Genomic DNA, 16913 nt, shown 5'->3' on the forward strand with positions numbered 1-16913 from the left:
GCTCCTCAGCCCTTGAGCCATGCCAGCACGTCGGCCACGGGCATGACGTCGGCGTATTTCAGGTGCAGGTCGGTCAGGTTGGCGTAGTGGTAGCTCTCGTGCTTGTCGGCCACGCACTCCATCGGCACGATGGTGCGATAGCCGCGGGATAAGCTCTCCACCGCGGTGGCGCGAATGCAGCCCGAGGTCGAGCCGCCGGTGATGATCACGGTATCCACCTGATGCCACACTAGAAGCGACTGCAGCGGGGTCTCGAAAAATGCCGAGGGCATGCGCTTGGTGTAAATCACATCGCGGGCGCGGTCGATCTCGGCGCGCTCGTCGAATTCGGCGCGCTCAGAGCCGTACTTGATGTTCTGCAGCGAATCCGGGGTGTCGGTGCGCGTGCCCCACACGCCGGCATCCTCGGCGGAGTCGAGAAAGGCCACGTGGGTCCAGACCACCGGCCAGCCTTTCGCGCGAAAGCCGCGGGCCAGTTGATTGGTGTACTCGAGCTGTTTCGGGTCGGTCTCGTAAGCGGTCTTGAAAAGATCCGTGCGGGTGTAGGCCTTTTGCGGGTCGACGTTGACGAGTACCGCTTTCTTGCCAAAGCCAAAAGGCACCCGCTGCGGGTTAGCCATGACGTCATGAAAAATCTCTTTGGCCGTCTTGTCCGTCGTCTGCATTGCTGTCTCCTGACATGGTTATTTTTAAAGCGTCGTTCTTGAAAAAGTCTTTCTTCTAGGCATTGTTTTTCGAAGGGGGCCGTGTCCAACTCTGTCTTGACTGACGCGGGCGCCCGGGGCCTGCCATTAGCGCTCTTCGTAACGCTCACCCAGTTCGAGCATTTTCTGAGTGCCCAGGTAATCGTTGAGCTCTTTGAAATCGAGCATCTGATCGCGAAAGGCGTCGGTGGTGCCGTCCTGTTTCAGCGTGGCGAAGAAGCGGCTCGCCATATGGGTAATCGCGCGCACCAGCGCGCCGGGGAAGATCACCAGCGAGAAGCCGAGCGCTTCCAGCGCCTGGGCGTTTTGCAGCGGCGTATCGCCACCTTCGACCATGTTGGCCATGATCGGCACCTTGCCCTTGAACCGGGTCATGATCTTGTCGATATCCTCGTCGGTGCGGATGCCTTCGATGAACAGCATGTCCACGCCGGCTTCAAAATAGGCCTGGGCGCGCTCGATAGCGCTGTCGGTACCTTCCACACCCAGCGCATCGGTACGCCCGATGATCAGCGTGTCCTCACTCTCCCGAGCATCCAGTGCCGCATGCAATTTACCGACCATTTCGCCCTTGGAGACCAGGGTCTTGCCCTTCAGGTGACCGCAGCGCTTGGGATAGGTCTGATCCTCGAGCTGAATGGCGTTGGCGCCGGCGCGCTCCAGAAGGCGCACGCTGCGCATTACGTTCATGGCGTTACCAAAGCCCGTATCGCAATCCACGACCACGGAAAGGTTCGTGCGCTCACGAATATGCGACATGGCGGTGCAGATTTCGGTGATGCTCAAAAGGCCGATATCCGGCCGCCCCAGCTGGGTATAGGCGAGACTGGCGCCGGAGAGATAGACCGTATCAAAGCCAGCCTGCTCGGCAAGTGAGGCGCCAAGGGCGTCGAATACGCCGGGGGCGACCACGATGGAAGGATCCTGCAACAGGCGTGTGAGACTCGGTGGGGAAGTGGTTTTTTGTGTCATAAGGCTCTCTTCAGAGGGGGGAGTGCCCGGCAGGGGCAAGGTGGGGGCGCACAAGCGCCAGATCGTTCCAGACCTGCTGACGGATGATCAGGCCATCTTTCAGCTCGAAGCGGTCGATAAAGCGCACGCCCGTGGACGTCGTGTCATCCAGCCAGGTCACGTCGAGCACGCCGTGGCAGATGACGATGGACTCAAGCGGCGTGACGCAGTGATCCACGCCGTGAAGGGTCTTACTCACGTGTCGGTAACGACTGCCTGCCCAGGCGATGACCTCCTCGAGGCTTGCCATCGTAGGCGCCCCGGGAAACTCCAGCGCAACGCGCTCGGCCAGAAACCGCTTGGCTTTCGCCAAGTCTCGCGCTTGCATGGCGGCGAGAAACGCGCGCACCTGCGTTTTATCGCTGCCACGCCGCTCGCTTGCGTTACTCTCCATGGCTGGTCTCTTGGCTGAGTTGCCGCTTTCTGCTTCGAAATGCTCGCGATGTGTGTTACTCAGTGCGTGGCAGAGCTGTGTCCTCGGCCGAACGTTTTGGTCACGGGTATACGAATCGATGAGTCGTTTAAATGTATTAAATTTGATACATTTTTATGTCTACAAAGCGGTGCGCGTCAAGTGCGCTGGAAAATTTTTTGACGACGTAGGGGAACAAGGATGAGCGAGGCACATACCTCGGCCGTGGGAGGGACGAAGTCGCATCGCATCTATCTGCTACTCAAGGATGCCATTCTCAGCGGCCGTCTTCCCTCGGGCGGAAAGCTTCCGGGCGAGAACAGGCTGGCCGAGCAGCACGGCGTATCGCGAGTGACCGTGCGCCGCGCCATCAAGGCGCTGCAGGCGAGCGGCCTGGTCGAGCGCAAGGCCGGGGTGGGCACGGTGGTGCTCAAGCAGCCGCTGGAGGCCACGGTGATGACGGCGAACGTCTCGAATCTGATGCCCAACATGGTGAAGATGAGCCAGGCCTCCCAGGTGCGGCTGCTGGAATTCGGCTATGCGCCGCCGCCGGAGACGATCGCCGAGCGGCTGGGCATGGCTCCGAACACCAAGGCACAGCGCTCGGTACGCGTGCGCATGGTGGACGGCAATCCGTTCTCCTACCTGATCACCCACGTGCCCGAGAAGATCGCCCTGCACTACAGCGAGGCGGACCTGGCCGATACGCCGCTGTTCGTTTTGCTCGAGCGCAGCGGCGTCAACGTGGATCACGCCTCTCAATCCATTTCTGCAACGCTTGCAAGCCACGATCTTGCCCAAGCGCTGGAGGTATCGGTCGGCTCGCCACTGATTTCGCTGACGCGCGTGGTGTTCGATGAAAAAGGGCGGGGTGTCGAACATCTGGAGGCTTTCTATCGCCCCGACCGCTACCGTTTCCAGATCGATCTCGAGCGCAATGGCGACGACAGCTCACGCTATTGGGAACCCCGGGTGGGCGGTATGCCTACCGACTCGACGGTATGAAAAACTTTACGAACGCGTTTTGCATGTATTATTTTTAATACCAATTATAAATTCTAAAAAATACATTTGACCTGTGCTTAAGATTTGCGCTAGTTGTAGAAAACTAATTGAAGAAAAATCTGTAGAGAAAAGCTGGCAGCCATATCCCCGTCGGCCAGAGCCAGGCTGAAAGCTGCCCAGGGCGTGATGACCGCCCCCACTAATAAAACGGTGCCACGCAGTGGCACAGGCCGAGACAGCGAACATCATGAGCACTCCCCAGACGCTATTCGACAAGGTGTGGTCCGCCCATGAGGTGTACCGCAGCGACAGTGGTCAAAGCCTTTTGTGGATCGACCGCCACTTCGTCCATGAAGGCTCCTTTCATGCCTTCAACAAGCTGGAAGAACGCCATCTGCCGGTCGCCAGGCCCGCCCTGACCTTTGGCATTGCCGATCACTACGCGCCGACGCTATCGCGCACTCTCGATGAAGTGAATGATCCCAGGATTCGGTCCATGATCGAACAGCTCACCGACAACACCGCCAAACACGATGTCACGCTTTTCGGGCTCGATGACCCACGCCAGGGCATCGTCCACGTCATGGGTCCAGAGCAGGGGCTGACCCAGCCCGGGCTTGTCATGGTTTGCGGCGATAGCCATACGGCGACCCACGGGGCGTTTGGCAGCATCGCCTTTGGCATTGGCGCCTCCGAAGTTGCGCATGTGCTGGCCACCCAAACGCTTTGGCAGACCAAACCCAAGGTAATGCGCATCACCTTGAAAGGACAGCTCTCGCCCGGGGTAACGGCCAAGGATATCGCGCTGACCTGGATTTCACGGTTGGGCGCCGACGGCGCACGCGGCTTTGCCATCGAGTATGCCGGCGAGGCGATTCGTTCACTTTCGATGGAGGCGCGTCTGACGCTTTGCAATCTGTCCATCGAGGGCGGCGGCCGGTGCGGCATGATCGCTCCGGATCAGACCACCTTCGACTATTTGAAAGGCCGGCCCTACAGTCCGAAAGGCGAGCTTTTTGACCGCGCCTGCGCGTACTGGTCCACGCTTTACAGCGATGCCGACGCCGTTTTCGATCAGGACGTTACTATCGATGCCGCGGAGATTGCGCCTACCGTCACCTGGGGCGTCTCGCCGGAAGAGGCGCTACCCATCGATCACCGCCTGCCTTCGTTGGCCGGCGACCAGGAGAGCGCCAGGGCGCGCCAGATTCGCGATAGTCTCGACTACATGGGGCTTTCGCCGGGCCAGAAACTCACCGATATCGCCATCGATCGGGTGTTCATCGGCTCCTGCACCAATGCCCGCATCGAAGACCTGCGCGCCGCCGCGGCCGTGCTGAACGGGCGTAAAAGCCGCGTGCCCGGTGTCGTGTCACCCGGGTCCACCCAGGTCAAGGCCCAGGCCGAAGAGGAGGGGCTCGATCGTATCTTCATCGACGCGGGGCTCGAGTGGCGCCACTCGGGCTGTTCGATGTGTGTGGGCATGAACGGCGACACGGTTCCCAGCGGTGAGCGCTGCGCCTCGACCACCAATCGTAACTTCAAGGGGCGCCAGGGCCCGGGGGCGCGTACCCATTTAATGTCCCCTGCCATGGTCGCCGCCGCCGCCCTCGAAGGGCGGCTGACCGATATCCGCACGCTGGCGCCAGGCGCCCACACCGACGGGGTGCGCTCATGAAACCCATCGAGATTTTAACCACGACGGGCATCGGCTTACCCCACGCCAACGTGGACACCGACCAACTGATTCCCGCGCGTTTCATGAAAGAGCCGCGCAGCGTCGGCTACGGGCAGTTTCTTCTGTTCGACGTGCGCCGCGACGCCCACGGCGCGCCTTCACCAGACTATCCCCTCAACCAGCCCGGCGCCGATGAGGCCGAAGTGCTGGTGAGCCGGCGCAACTTCGGGGCGGGGTCCTCGCGGGAGGCGGCGGTCTATGCGCTGGTCGACGGCGGTTTTCGCTGCGTGATCGCGCCGAGTTTCGGCGATATCTTCGCTTCCAACGCGGTCAATAACGGCCTGCTGCCCGCGGTGGTCAACGAGGAAGACGCCGAGCGTCTGCTCAAGGCGCTTGGCGAGGCGGCGCCGGTCGACGTGGACCTACTCGAGCAGCGCATTCGCGTTGGCGAGCTCGAGGTGGCCTTTACGATCAACCCGGTCTGGCGCACCAAGCTGCTCAACGGCTGGGACGATATCGACATGACCCGTCAACATGAAGGCGATATCGACACATTCGCCGCCACCTACGCCGAGCGATTTCCCTGGGCGCAGCCCTACCCGGGGGGCACGCCTTTGATCGGTAAAGGATAGCGGTGATTACAAGGGCGCTTTGCGACTCACCCTGATCGGGAAAGCGCCAAGCCCCCACGATTATTCAGTACCGGCATGTACGCTAACAGCCATTCCAATAAACAAACGTACCGGCAATCGACAGTCGTACCAATGATAATATCTACAGGAGACTCCCCATGAAAAAAGCCCCCTTGACGCTCGCCATAATGACCGCGCTCGCCTCCGTTCCGGCCTTCGCCGTCGATCAAATCAACGCCGTTCACGCCTTCCCGCCATCGTTGATCTACACCCAGAGCTTTCTGGAGTTCGTCGATAAAGTGAACGAGCGCGGCGAAGGGGTCGTGCAGATCAATGTACGAGGCGGCCCCGAGGTCATTGGTCTCTCCGAGCAGCCGGAGGCGGTGCGCAACGGCGTGGTGGACATGGCCTATACCGCGGCGAGTTTCTACGCCGGTACCGTGCCCGAGCGCGATGCCATGGTTGCCTCGAATACCAACGCCATTTACGCCCGCGAAAACGGCGGGATCGATCTGCTCAACGAGATCCATCAGGAGAAGATGGGCACCTACTATCTGGGCTGGTTCGACAGCGGCGTGAGCTACAACCTCTACACCATCGACGAGCCGGGCCTCGATGAAAACGGTGACCTGGATATTTCGGGGCTTCGGCTTCGCAGCAATCCCGTGTATGACGCCTTCTTCCAGGATTATCTTGGCGCGCAGCCGATCAGCCTGCCCACCACCGATGTCTATTCAGCGCTCGAGCGCAGCGTCGTGAACGCCACGGGCTGGACGCAGATCGGCCTTAAAGATCTCAACTGGGACAAATTCCTGAACTACCGGATCGACCCGGCATTTTTCTCTACCGACATGGGTGTGATCGTCAATCTGAACAAGTGGAATCAGCTAAGCCCCGAGTCTCAGCAGATTCTTCAGGAAGTGGCGATCGAGCACGAGCGTGACAGCGCCGAGCAGTTGGCCGAGCGTGCCGTCGAGCAGCAGGCCGAGCTCGAAGAGGACGGGATGAACGTCGTCACGTTGGAAGGCGAGGCGGCCCAGCGTTACGCCGATGCCGCCCGCGAAGCGACCTGGGCGCGCATGAAAGGCCAGATGGAACGTCACCCGATGGGCCTTGAGCATTACGATGAGCTGATCGAGAAGTTCAACGATCTATAACGTCGCCGGCCCTTACCGTACTCAAGACGCCGGCTCTTGCCCCGGCGTCTTTCTGCAGGACGCCAACTGCTTCGGGGTTTCTATGCGCTATGCACAACGCGGCTATTTGCTGCTGCTCAACGGCATGGCACTGCTTGCCGCCATCATGCTGGTATGGCTGATGGTGGCGGTGGTGCTGTCGGTCGTGATTCGTAACCTGGGGTTACAGCCCTCGGCGTGGTTCTTTCTTTCCACCGAGTACGCCATGTTCTACCTGACGCTTTTGGGCGCGCCCTGGCTTGTGCGTCAGAAAGGGCACGTGCATATCGAGCTGCTCACATCGGTACTGCCGCTGCCCGTGCTCAATATTCTCAGCCGAGCGGTTGCGCTGGTCTGCGTGCTGGTGAGTGGGGTGCTCGCCTGGAAGGGGCTTGATCTATTTTTGCTCAATATCGAACGCAGCGACTATGACGTGCGCGCGTTTTTCGTACCCAAGTGGATACTCACCATCGTCTTTCCGGTCAGCTTTACCCTGATGGCGGTCGAGTTTGGCCGCTTCGTCATCGGCCCGGAGATTCTTCACAGCGGCGAAGCGGGGATCAAGGAATGATGGAATGGTATTTTGCGCTGGCGTTTCTACTCTCGCTGATTCTTTTCTTCATGGCGGTAGGCACGCCCATCGCGCTGGCGTTTTTAGCCGCCAACGTCATCGGGGCCTGGCATTTCATGGGGGGGCAGGCGGGCATCGTACAGATGCTCAACAACGGTTTCGGGGCACTTTCGAGCTTTAACCTCGTACCGATTCCGCTGTTTCTCTTGATGGGTGAGCTGTTCTTTCGTACCGGGCTTGGCATGAAGATGTTCAACGCCGTGGATCGGCTAATGGGCAAGGTGCCCGGTCGGCTCTCCTACGTCACCGTGGTGGGTGGTACCGCCTTTTCCACGCTCAGCGGCTCCTCCATGGGGTCGACAGCGCTGATGGGCTCGCTTTTGGTGCCGGAAATGGAGCGCCGGGGCTACAAGAAGAAGATGGCGATCGGCCCCATTCTGGGTACCGGAGGCCTTGCGATCATCATTCCGCCCTCGGCGCTGGCGGTGCTTTTGGCAACGCTTGCCAAGATCGACATCGGCGCGCTGCTGGTCGCTGGCATTTTGCCGGGGCTGACGCTGGCCGGCTTTTACATGGCGACCATCTTCATCCAGACCCGGCGCGACCCGGAGGCGGCACCGGCCTACGAGCTCGAGCCGGTACCGCTAGGTGCCAAGCTAAAACTCATCGTGACCGACATTCTGCCCATGCTCAGCGTGATGGTGATCATCGTAGCGCTCATGCTGATCGGTTTCGCTACGCCCTCGGAGGCGGCGGCCTTCGGTGCGCTCGGGGTCATCATTCTGGGCTTTATCTTTCGCTGCATGACCTGGGCGGCGTTCACTCAGTCGGTGATCGGGGCGCTCAAGGTCACGCTGATGGCGTATCTAATCGTGTTCGGCTCGGCGACCTTCAGCCAGCTCCTGGGCTTCTCCGGCGCCTCCGGCGGACTGATTCAGTGGGCCACCAGCTTCGATCTATCGCCCATTTTGATGCTGATGGCCATGTTCGCCGTGCTCCTGGTGCTCGGCACCTTCATGGAGCAGATTTCGATCATGATGCTGACCGTGCCGATCTTCTTCCCGCTGGCTCAGGCGCTCGGGTTCGATTTGATCTGGTTTGGCGTGGTCGTGCTGCTAGCGCTGGAAATCAGCTTCTCCACGCCGCCGCTGGGGCTTTTGCTCTTCGTCATGAAGGGGGTCGCACCGCCGGGAACCACCATGCGGGAAATCTACTCCGCCGCCATTCCCTATATTCTCTGCTCGATGCTGCTGGTCGCGCTGCTGGTCATCTTCCCGAGCCTGGCCACCTGGTTGCCACGAATGCTGTGAGCGAAGCGAAATCCAAAAGAGAGGCGCCAGCCTCTCTTTTTTTATGGAGACGTCTTGATGGGTAAAGGTATTACGATGTTTCTTTCGCTATTCGCTCCTGCCAGCGATCCCAGGGCGGTACGTCGCCCAGTTCTTCGAACAGGTGCTCCAGAAAGGCACTGACCTTGGGCGCGGTCAGGCGTCGCTGGCCGTACAGGACGTGGATGTCGCGCCGGGCGGGGGCCACTTCGCCACGCCAGGATTTGAGTACGGGAATCAGCGCCTGGCGGGCGAGCTCGTCGGCAATCAGCCAGGTGGGAAACATCACCAGCCCCTGGCCCATCAATGCCGCCTGCAGCAGACTCTCGGCGCTGTTGCTGTAAAGCGAGCCTTCTACCTTGCAGATTAGGGGGCTACTGGCGCCTGGCTGGTCAAAGTACCAGCGCTGGCGTCCCATTTCACCCTGGTAGAGCAGGCAGTCGTGCTGGCAAAGCGCCTCCGGGGTCTGCGGCGTTCCGTAACGCTCAAGGTAGGCAGGGGAGGCCGCCACCACGTAGTTCATGGGCGCCAGGCGCCTTGCCACCAGCGTGGTGTCCGAAAGCTCGCCGACCCGAAAGGTGATATCGATACTCTCTTTGACCGGGTCGGTGAGCTGGTCGGTCAGTACCAGCTCCGCCTTGATAGCGGGGTAGCGACGCTGAAAACGGTGGAGGATGGGTACGATCTGGCGCTGGCCGAAGGATACCGGCGCGTTGATACGCAAAAGCCCCGACGGCTCGCTGCCCGACGCCTGAAGCGCTTCGGTCGCCAGGTCGAGCTGGTTGAGAATCTCACGAATATCCCGGTAATAGCGCTCGCCGGCCTCGGTCAGGGTCACCGCGCGCGTGTGACGGTAAAGAAGCTGCTGGCCCAGCGACTCCTCAAGCGCCGTGATCTGACGAGAAATGGATGAAACCGCCCGGTGAAAGTGGTGCGCGGTTACCGTGAAGCTGCCGGTCGCAGCAACACGTTCGAATACACGTAGAGCGTTGAGATCCATCGTATTGCGCCTGATGCAATAAAGATTTGCGGTTTTTCCAATTGTAGCAACTGACGTCTCTTACCAGAATGAACGTCATCGCTCGCCGTGAAAAGGTCACAAGGCCTTGAGAAAAGCGGGCAGTCACGTTCATCGAAGGAGTCATCATGCGTAAAGGCAACGCGCTCGTGGTAGGCGCTACCGGCATTACCGGCGGCAATCTGGCAAGCTATCTCAACGCCAGCGGCTGGACCGTTTACGGGCTGTCGCGTCGTGCGACCGAGCAAAGCGGCGTCATTCCCGTCACCGCGGATCTGCTCGATCGCAAGGCGACCGAAAAGGCGCTGGCCGAGCTGCCCATCACCCACGTGTTCTACTGCACCTGGATCAAGCGGGACAGCGAAAAGGAGAACGTCAAGGCCAACGGCGCCATGATGCAGAATCTGCTCGACGCCTTGCAGGACAAGAACATTCAGCACGTCTCGCTGGTCACCGGCACCAAGCAGTACCTGGGCTCTTTCGAGAGCTATGGCAGCGGTAAGGTGGAGACGCCGTTTCGCGAGTCTGCGCCCCGGGTGCCCGGTGATAACTTCTACTACGCCCTGGAAGACACCCTGTTCGCTGCCGCCGAGCGCGACGGGTTCAGCTGGAACGTGCACCGTCCGCACACGGTGATTGGCTACGCGGTGGGTAATGCCATGAACATGGGCACGACGCTGGCCGTCTACGCCTCGATCTGCAAGGAAACCGGCCAGCCGTTCACTTTCCCTGGTTCGCAAACCCAGTGGAACGCGCTGACCGATTTGACCGACGCGCTGGTACTGGCCCGCCAGATGGAGTGGGCGGCCACGACGCCGGGCGCGCACAACGAGGCGTTCAACACCGTCAACGGCGACATCTTCCGCTGGCGCCGCATGTGGCAGGAAATCGGCGAGTTCTTCGAACTGGAGGTGGCCGAATGCCCCGAAGCGCCCAAACCGCTGGAAGAGCAGATGAAAGATAGCGCCGATGTCTGGCAACAGATCGCCGAGAAGCACGACTTGGCCGAGCCGGATGTCGACAAGCTCGCCTCCTGGTGGCACTCCGATGCCGACCTTGGCCGCGAGCAGGAGTGCGTCAACGACGTAACCAAGATGCGCGATTTCGGCTTCGACCACTTCCGCGAGACCCGCGCCGCGTTTTTCGATCTGTTTACTCGCTTGCGTGCTGAGCGTCTCATTCCTTAAGACGTGTTTAGTGAATAAAAAAGGGGGCCTAATGGCCCCCTTTTTTAATGCGTTCATCTCCGCTTTAAGCAAGGACGAATATTGTCGGCGCTGTGCAACGAACATTACACATCGACCAGCTTATTGCCTGATCGAAAGATTATTGCCACATGGTGTCGTATTGCTGCCAATAGCGATCCAGGTCGCGCTCCTGAGTGATGGTGTAAAGATCGTACCGGCGGCTCAAACGTGCGCCGCCATCGCGGGTGAGCGGTTGCCACCTAAGCGTCGTGCTATTGCGGCTGGAGAAGGTGAAAAACGCGTCCAGTGGAATGGTGAGGTAGAGGCCCTTGTCGAAACTGCCCTCGCCAAAATCATCGCCGGCATCGGTCAGGGTGCCCCAAGCGCCCACTCGGACGCCCGAGTCGAACTCGCGGGAAAGATCGAGCGTGGCGCCTATATCACCGGCCAAATAACGGCCAACGCTTAGTTTGGCCAGCACGTCTTCCACGCCGGTTTCCACATAGGCGTTAATGTGGCCTGTCCAAACGCTGTAGTCACGCATATCGAATCGCTGGTCGAAGTCGCGTTGGCGCACCCAGTTGATGTCCGCGCCGAGCGCCCAGGGAGCGTCAAACTCGCGGTACAGCCACTCGGCACCGACGCCGGCGTACATCATTTCCAGTATGCCGCCATAGCCCATGGCGTATACGTTATCGCTCACCTTGGCCGTGCGCGTGTACTGCAGGTTCTCGATACCGAAGGGCGACTCCGACAGGTAATCCCCTACAAACGTACGCACTCTGGGCAGTCGAGAGTTGGCAATATATTCGTAGTTGCCCAGATTATCCGCCACTGTCCAGGCCATACTGCCGGAGAACCAGCCGTTGGGGTCGGTTTGATACTCGGCGCTGAGCTGGGCTTTGAGGCGGTAAAGATAACCGTCCGGGCCGCCGAAGTTTTGATCGAGCCGGGGCCCCAACTGCCAGTTGAAACGTTGGGCGGGCGCCTGATGCAGGGTCTCACCGGTGCCGTCTTCCAATCGGGCATGGGTATAAATACCGTATCGATAGGCGTACTCATGATCGGCCGAGGTCGCCGCCTCTACGAACTGCTCACGGTCATGAACGCTTTCGCGCAGCGGCAAGCCCCGCTCCTCCCAGTCAAAGCGGAACGTTTCGATCTCCTCATCGGCCTGGGCGTTCAGGATGCGGTTCGCACGCCCCTCGCTTTGGGCCAAAGAGCGAAAGCGCCCGGGCCGGGCGGTAACGGTCAGGCTATCGCCCTGTCGGGAGATGCGCTCCACCTGCATGCCGGCATTTTCGTTTAGGCGTTGGCTGGCCGCCGCCCAGCTTGCTTGCGGCGCGGCGTCCAGAGGCTGCAACGGCGGATCGTTTTTTAACTGATCAAGCCCGTTAAGATCGAGGTTGAACGTGATGCCCGCCATGGCCGTATTGCCGCGCTGCCACCCGGTATGCAGCTCCACGTTATCGCTAATGGCCAAGCGCGCCCCAACGTTGAAGCGACTATCCTGAACCTGATCATTGTCCTGGGGCTCATTGGAGTAATCGTTTCCTTCGTACTCGAGCTGAAGGATCAAGGGGTCCCAGGGCGTCTGATACTCCACTCCGCCGAAAACTGCCGCGGGCCCTGCAAAGTACTGGCCGAAATTGAGCTCGCCGCCGCCTGAGCCGCTGTTGGCCGAACGGTTATCGAAGCGGTCCGCCAGCCATCCAAAGGGAGAATCGATATCGCTTGCGGTCCCCAGGTAGCCCCAGCCTAGCCCTGCGGTGAAATCGAAATTCCCCCAGCGTTTACTGGCGACCACATATTCGGCGCCAAACAGCGTGGTACCGCCTATATCGCGTGCGCCCACGGCCAGCTGTGGCCAGTAGCGGGTTTCTTCCAATAGTCTCAGTTTGGCATCGAAACCCTTATCCAGGTTGCGGTCATACAGCGGGCCTGGCCGATTCTCGACGGAGACGTAGCGAAAACCGCCTTCGAACCAGCGAGTGGGTTGAAGAAACACGTTATAGCGTCGATAGGGGGCGGTGCGGCTAGCGCTCACCGACATTTCACCCAGCGGGTTCATGCGCGCGGTGGGCGTTTGCATGATGCCCACACCGCCGAAATCGCTTTGACCATGGCCCAACTGGCCGGCCAGGCCATCGGCGGCGGCCACGTTGGGCAAAATGAAGGCGGACAGCGTTACGCATACCCATGCCATGGGCCTTGAGGTACATGGGTAACAGCGAAAGGGGCGAGCAGCCAGTAAGTGAATTAAGGAGCGTGCCATTGAGTACATTGATCGCCAGGGAGTTGAGCGGCCAACACGCCTGGCAGCCGCTGATTGATGATATCCGGTTCTTCCGTCGTGCCGGGAAAGGGAAGCGCACCCATCAGCCCTTGCCGACTGGGCAGCGCGATGAGTAAGCGGCTGCCGGGGGCAAGAGGTGTTGTCTCGTGGTTCCAGGCCGCAACGCCTCGTCGTAACACATTCCCTTGAGGCGTTATCAGAGACGCATGGTCAATGTTGTTGAACGTTTGTTCTGGCAACGCTTTTTTTACATCGTCGATCGTCATGTTAGGGCGCCAGGCGGTTCGACTAACCCCCTGAAGGCCCCAGACTTCTACCCAGTCAGGAATATCGCAAACGCCCCAATAGGCCACGTTTTCCAGCAGCGGTGCCTCGCGTAGGTTGGTGCCCAACGCCAATAAATCCAGCCGCTGCGGGCTGCGCATCGCGCCATTTTCCAAACTGCGTAGTGCTTCTTGCCACTTCAAAAGCGCCTGAGCGTAAATCGTATTGCCTGTCACTTGGGCACTTATGACTAACGTGCCTAGCTCTTCGATCAAGTAGCGCCGCTGTTGTGGGTAGCGCTGCTGGTCGGTGAGCAGGAGAGCATAGGCATGGCTCCAACTGATGGGCGTCGCCTGTTGAGACAGTGTTTCCAGCCAGGCATCGGCCAACGTGCGCTCGCCCGGTTCGGTGGCGTGGCTTGCACCCGCCATGCCTGACACCAGAGCGCCCATCAGTAGCGTCCTGATAACCAAGCGTTTAGCGTAAACAAAGTGCGCTCGAGTAGTGGCGCGGTCGATCATGGTTTTCATGGTTCTCGCTTAAAGCAGCACGGGCAACTGGACGGGGCGGGGCGATTACTACCAGCGCCGTAGTGGCGGCTTAGCTGTCCCACCAGGGGCGAGCCACTTGCCATTTGATATCAGGGCCACCGGGCCAGGCTATTTCCTCCACTTCCCACAGCCGTTGTGTGACGGGGTCTTTCCACCACTGAGCCCTGGTCGTTTGGCCGTTATCCCAGGTGTACGTGATGTCGCAAGGCTGAAGCAGCAGCTCGGTCAACAATAGCGCACGTGTTCGAGGTGCTTTACACGTCATATGCCCCTCAGCGCGATGAGCATGGCTGAGCCCATCGGTATCGACCCAATGGCGTTCTATCCAGAAGCGGGGTTGCGAACGCTGCCAGGGCAGTTCACCGGCCGCTGCCAGGGCGTCAGCAGCGGCTGAGTGGTCGAAGTAATAACGCGTGCTCAGTAAGTCTCCCTCTAGCGTGGACGCTGCATATAAACCACCGCTTTCCAGGCTCAAAAAGCCTCTTTGGGAGGGCCAGTGCGTTTGTGTGCCGGTTTGAGCGCCCAATACCAGCAGGCCGCGCTGAGTAGAGCTATCGAGCGCTAAAGAGGCAAACGGGATGCTGTCTGCCTGAGTAGCCGTTGCCAAGCCCTTGCTCGGATCCAGTGCCACGATGGCTTGGCCTATCGGAGAGCTTTCGAGCACGCTACAGCCTGCCATCGCTAATAAACTGATGGCGCCCGTCACCGTCTTGAGCGCTTGCAAACGGCTTTTTCTTTCGCCATTGACAACATGAGTGAAAAACAGGGAAGCAGGACGCATAAAAGCCGCTAAAAAGCGGCTTTTGTACATCTCGATGTCGCGATCAGCCTGGCGCGATTTTATGTGTTTCAAGCGTAGCCTCAACGCGTTCCGGTCGTACCCGTTGTACCGCTGGTGCCGCTCGTACCGCTGGCGCCGGATGACTCCGCGGCGATACCGGCAGCCACCTGGGATGGCGTGCTGGTGGTCAAGGTGGTCGCGCTAGTGCTTAACGCGCCAGATAAACCGCCCGGGGCGGCACCTCCTGCCGTGACGCCTGCGCTAGCCGGCGTGGTGGTTGTGCCTTGACCTGCAGCGCTCGGGCTGGAGGAAATATTCATGGGAGCAGAGCCACCAGGCTCGACACCGCTCTCGATCGACGCCGCGCTATCAGACGTTGTTTGTGCCGAGGCTAGCGAAGCGATGCATACGCTTCCTGTGACCAATAAAATCAATGCTTTTCTTAACATTGCTCGATCTCCAGATAAAGTGAGTAGCTGCCATTTTGGCCTATAAGCATGCAGGTGTTGTGTTACTCATGCCAGCATCGCAAGCCTGATCCAGTCATGAGAAGCGGCGGCCACCGATTTGGGCTGAATGGTAACCTGTAAATATCCTGGAGAATAGATCAGAATTAACATTCAAGTCGTTTATTGATAAGCCTAAATAATGATTCATTTGTTTAAAAAAATGGGTCTTACCCGTTGGCTATTTCAATATGCTTGTTTTTGAATAAATGAATTTTTTATAGGCTGTACTTGAGTAAAATAATTTATGAGTATTTAAATCAATGCGCAATGCGATTATTAATTGTTTAAAGTCGCGGTTGTATAGTTATTTTTAAATTAAAACAATGATTTATTTACTGATGGCGAGAGGTTGTCGTCAAAACCTATTTTGGGGCCGTCTTCAGATTAATCAAAAGGCTCCCATAAAACGTTTTCCATGCGTCATGCGTTATTAGGAGTGGCGTAATCGTGCCGGCTAGTCCTGCTGGTTTCATACGCAGGCCTATCGCACGCTTAAAGATATTGCGACTGGTTTAGCACAGCAGATTTAGGTAGCATTGCCGCTCATTTAATAGCGTGTTTCAAAGTATTCAAGGTATCTGCTGGCGCCAGCCGTGCAGGTGGATTTTTTTACATCGAGTAAAACGGATGTTTCAGCCTTATCTCGCCTCTCGCCCTTTGCGGCGGCTATCTCTTGCGGCAGCTTACCTGAGCGCTTTTGCCGGTGTGCTGACGCTTTCCGGTTGTGCACTGGCGCCGGGCGGGCACCTTGACGCAAATACGCAAGCCGCGCCCATCGATAACCTGATCGACGTTCAACCCATTACGCCGGGGCTTTTGGCGACCATGCCGCACGCAGGTAATCGCGCCACGCCCATGTCAGGCGAGCTTCGCCAGGCAATCGATGAATGGGAGTACCGTATCGGCGCCGGCGATGTGCTGAGTATCGTCGTATACGATCATCCTGAATTGACCATTCCCGCCGGCAGCGAACGCGGGGCGGAAGAGGGCGGTAATCGAGTGCGCAGCGACGGCACTATTTTTTACCCCTTTGCCGGTCGTGTTCAGGTCGCCGGATTGACCCTGGAAGAGGTGCGCGAACTGCTGACTCAACGCCTGAGCGGCGTTATTCAAACGCCTCAGGTGGACGTCAGCGTCGCTGCTTTTCGCTCGCAGAAGGTTCAAGTAAGCGGTGCCGTTGCAAGCCCAGGTAGCGTGCCCGTCACGACCGTGCCGCTCACCGTGATCGATGCCGTGAGCCAGACAGGGGGCGCTACCGAAGACGCCAACTGGCACGAGGTGTATCTGACTCGAAACGGCGTGGAGCAGCGTCTTTCTCTTTTCAGCCTGCTGCGTGAAGGTGATCAAACCCAAAACCGATTGCTGCGAGATGGCGACGTACTGCACATACCTAGCGCTGAGAGCCAAGCGGTTTCCGTCATGGGGCAGGTGAATTCGCCTGGCAATGTTCGCTTGGGTAACGAGCGTTTATCCCTTTCTGATGTGCTAGCGCAAGCGGGCGGCGTCAATGAAGTCACCGCTGAACCCTCGGGCATCTTTGTCATTCGCGGTAATGAGCTGAACAGTGACCGTTTGGCGACCGTTTATCAGCTGGATATAAGCAACGCTGCTGCTTTCGTACTGGGAAGCAGGTTTGCGATGCAGCCCAATGATGTGGTGTACGTGACCACCGCACCGATTGCCCGCTGGAACCGTGTGATCAGTCAACTCCTGCCGTCCGTTCGCTTGCCGGGCTACGCCGCAGGCAGTATTTCTGACTCACGTAATCTGCAATAAACCCCTGATATAACG

Annotated in this window: 15 protein-coding genes; 8 read left to right on the forward strand and 7 right to left on the reverse strand. The window is 59.0% G+C overall.

The window, feature by feature from the left end; translation table 11 throughout:
• Positions 1-5 precede the first annotated feature (5 nt).
• The 3 genes from RN347_RS03180 to RN347_RS03190 form a co-directional block, all read right to left on the reverse strand.
• On the reverse strand, positions 6-665 hold the full coding sequence (locus RN347_RS03180; RefSeq protein WP_311960155.1) for an isochorismatase family protein: 660 nt from the start codon (positions 663-665) through the stop codon (positions 6-8).
• Between the two features lie 126 nt (positions 666-791).
• The gene (locus tag RN347_RS03185) at positions 792-1676 is read right to left on the reverse strand and encodes an oxaloacetate decarboxylase (RefSeq protein ID WP_311960156.1); all 885 of its coding nucleotides are present in this window, start codon (positions 1674-1676) and stop codon (positions 792-794) included.
• A gap of 10 nt (positions 1677-1686) precedes the next feature.
• A complete protein-coding gene (locus tag RN347_RS03190; RefSeq protein WP_263585033.1) occupies positions 1687-2109 on the reverse strand; it encodes a nuclear transport factor 2 family protein in 423 nt (140 codons plus the stop codon).
• Positions 2110-2328: 219 nt separating this feature from the next.
• On the opposite strand from RN347_RS03190, the gene RN347_RS03195 reads away from it, so the two are divergent.
• From RN347_RS03195 to RN347_RS03220, 6 genes are all read left to right on the forward strand, one after another.
• Positions 2329-3132, forward strand: coding sequence for a GntR family transcriptional regulator (locus tag RN347_RS03195; RefSeq protein ID WP_311960157.1), 804 nt, complete (start codon positions 2329-2331; stop codon positions 3130-3132).
• 247 nt (positions 3133-3379) lie between these two features.
• The gene (leuC, locus tag RN347_RS03200) at positions 3380-4810 is read left to right on the forward strand and encodes a 3-isopropylmalate dehydratase large subunit (protein WP_311960158.1); all 1431 of its coding nucleotides are present in this window, start codon (positions 3380-3382) and stop codon (positions 4808-4810) included.
• A complete protein-coding gene (gene leuD / locus RN347_RS03205; RefSeq protein WP_311960159.1) occupies positions 4807-5442 on the forward strand; it encodes a 3-isopropylmalate dehydratase small subunit in 636 nt (211 codons plus the stop codon). Before leuC ends, leuD begins: the two co-directional genes overlap by 4 nt.
• 158 nt (positions 5443-5600) lie before the next feature.
• Positions 5601-6599 carry a TRAP transporter substrate-binding protein DctP gene (gene dctP / locus RN347_RS03210; RefSeq protein ID WP_263585029.1) on the forward strand — a complete coding sequence of 333 codons (999 nt, stop codon included), beginning with the start codon at positions 5601-5603 and terminating at the stop codon, positions 6597-6599.
• Between the two features lie 82 nt (positions 6600-6681).
• Positions 6682-7188, forward strand: a complete 507-nt coding sequence (locus RN347_RS03215) for a TRAP transporter small permease (protein ID WP_263585028.1) — start codon at positions 6682-6684, stop codon at positions 7186-7188.
• Positions 7185-8498, forward strand: a complete 1314-nt coding sequence (locus RN347_RS03220; RefSeq protein ID WP_263585027.1) for a TRAP transporter large permease — start codon at positions 7185-7187, stop codon at positions 8496-8498. Before RN347_RS03215 ends, RN347_RS03220 begins: the two co-directional genes overlap by 4 nt.
• A 70-nt stretch (positions 8499-8568) precedes the next feature.
• Here RN347_RS03220 and RN347_RS03225 read toward each other — a convergent pair whose 3' ends face one another.
• A complete protein-coding gene (locus tag RN347_RS03225) occupies positions 8569-9516 on the reverse strand; it encodes a LysR family transcriptional regulator (RefSeq protein WP_311960160.1) in 948 nt (315 codons plus the stop codon).
• A 146-nt stretch (positions 9517-9662) separates the two neighbouring features.
• Here RN347_RS03225 and RN347_RS03230 point away from each other — a divergent pair, with 146 nt between their 5' ends.
• Positions 9663-10721 (forward strand): SDR family oxidoreductase, encoded by a 1059-nt coding sequence (locus RN347_RS03230; RefSeq protein WP_311960161.1) that lies wholly within the window; start codon positions 9663-9665, stop codon positions 10719-10721.
• A 139-nt stretch (positions 10722-10860) separates the two neighbouring features.
• On the opposite strand, the gene RN347_RS03235 is transcribed toward RN347_RS03230, so the two are convergent.
• The 3 genes from RN347_RS03235 to RN347_RS03245 form a co-directional block, all read right to left on the reverse strand.
• Positions 10861-12927, reverse strand: a complete 2067-nt coding sequence (locus tag RN347_RS03235; protein WP_311960162.1) for a YjbH domain-containing protein — start codon at positions 12925-12927, stop codon at positions 10861-10863.
• 53 nt (positions 12928-12980) lie between these two features.
• Positions 12981-13811, reverse strand: coding sequence for a hypothetical protein (locus RN347_RS03240; RefSeq protein ID WP_311960163.1), 831 nt, complete (start codon positions 13809-13811; stop codon positions 12981-12983).
• Between the two features lie 70 nt (positions 13812-13881).
• A complete protein-coding gene (locus tag RN347_RS03245) occupies positions 13882-14685 on the reverse strand; it encodes a hypothetical protein (RefSeq protein ID WP_311960164.1) in 804 nt (267 codons plus the stop codon).
• A gap of 1064 nt (positions 14686-15749) precedes the next feature.
• Here RN347_RS03245 and RN347_RS03250 point away from each other — a divergent pair.
• Entirely contained in the window at positions 15750-16898 is a 1149-nt protein-coding gene (locus tag RN347_RS03250) for a polysaccharide export protein (RefSeq protein ID WP_263585020.1), read from the forward strand.
• Positions 16899-16913 lie beyond the last annotated feature (15 nt).

The sequence above is a fragment of the Halomonas sp. PAMB 3264 genome, assembly GCF_031954245.1.
Taxonomy (GTDB): domain Bacteria; phylum Pseudomonadota; class Gammaproteobacteria; order Pseudomonadales; family Halomonadaceae; genus Vreelandella.

Coding starts and splice junctions, on each gene's coding strand:
- RN347_RS03180 (WP_311960155.1), bottom strand. CDS start 665: ATGCAGACGACGGACAAGACGGCCAAAGAGATTTTTCATGACGTCATG.
- RN347_RS03185 (WP_311960156.1), bottom strand. CDS start 1,676: ATGACACAAAAAACCACTTCCCCACCGAGTCTCACACGCCTGTTGCAG.
- RN347_RS03190 (WP_263585033.1), bottom strand. CDS start 2,109: ATGGAGAGTAACGCAAGCGAGCGGCGTGGCAGCGATAAAACGCAGGTG.
- RN347_RS03195 (WP_311960157.1), top strand. CDS start 2,329: ATGAGCGAGGCACATACCTCGGCCGTGGGAGGGACGAAGTCGCATCGC.
- leuC (WP_311960158.1), top strand. CDS start 3,380: ATGAGCACTCCCCAGACGCTATTCGACAAGGTGTGGTCCGCCCATGAG.
- leuD (WP_311960159.1), top strand. CDS start 4,807: ATGAAACCCATCGAGATTTTAACCACGACGGGCATCGGCTTACCCCAC.
- dctP (WP_263585029.1), top strand. CDS start 5,601: ATGAAAAAAGCCCCCTTGACGCTCGCCATAATGACCGCGCTCGCCTCC.
- RN347_RS03215 (WP_263585028.1), top strand. CDS start 6,682: ATGCGCTATGCACAACGCGGCTATTTGCTGCTGCTCAACGGCATGGCA.
- RN347_RS03220 (WP_263585027.1), top strand. CDS start 7,185: ATGATGGAATGGTATTTTGCGCTGGCGTTTCTACTCTCGCTGATTCTT.
- RN347_RS03225 (WP_311960160.1), bottom strand. CDS start 9,516: ATGGATCTCAACGCTCTACGTGTATTCGAACGTGTTGCTGCGACCGGC.
- RN347_RS03230 (WP_311960161.1), top strand. CDS start 9,663: ATGCGTAAAGGCAACGCGCTCGTGGTAGGCGCTACCGGCATTACCGGC.
- RN347_RS03235 (WP_311960162.1), bottom strand. CDS start 12,927: ATGGCATGGGTATGCGTAACGCTGTCCGCCTTCATTTTGCCCAACGTG.
- RN347_RS03240 (WP_311960163.1), bottom strand. CDS start 13,811: ATGAAAACCATGATCGACCGCGCCACTACTCGAGCGCACTTTGTTTAC.
- RN347_RS03250 (WP_263585020.1), top strand. CDS start 15,750: ATGTTTCAGCCTTATCTCGCCTCTCGCCCTTTGCGGCGGCTATCTCTT.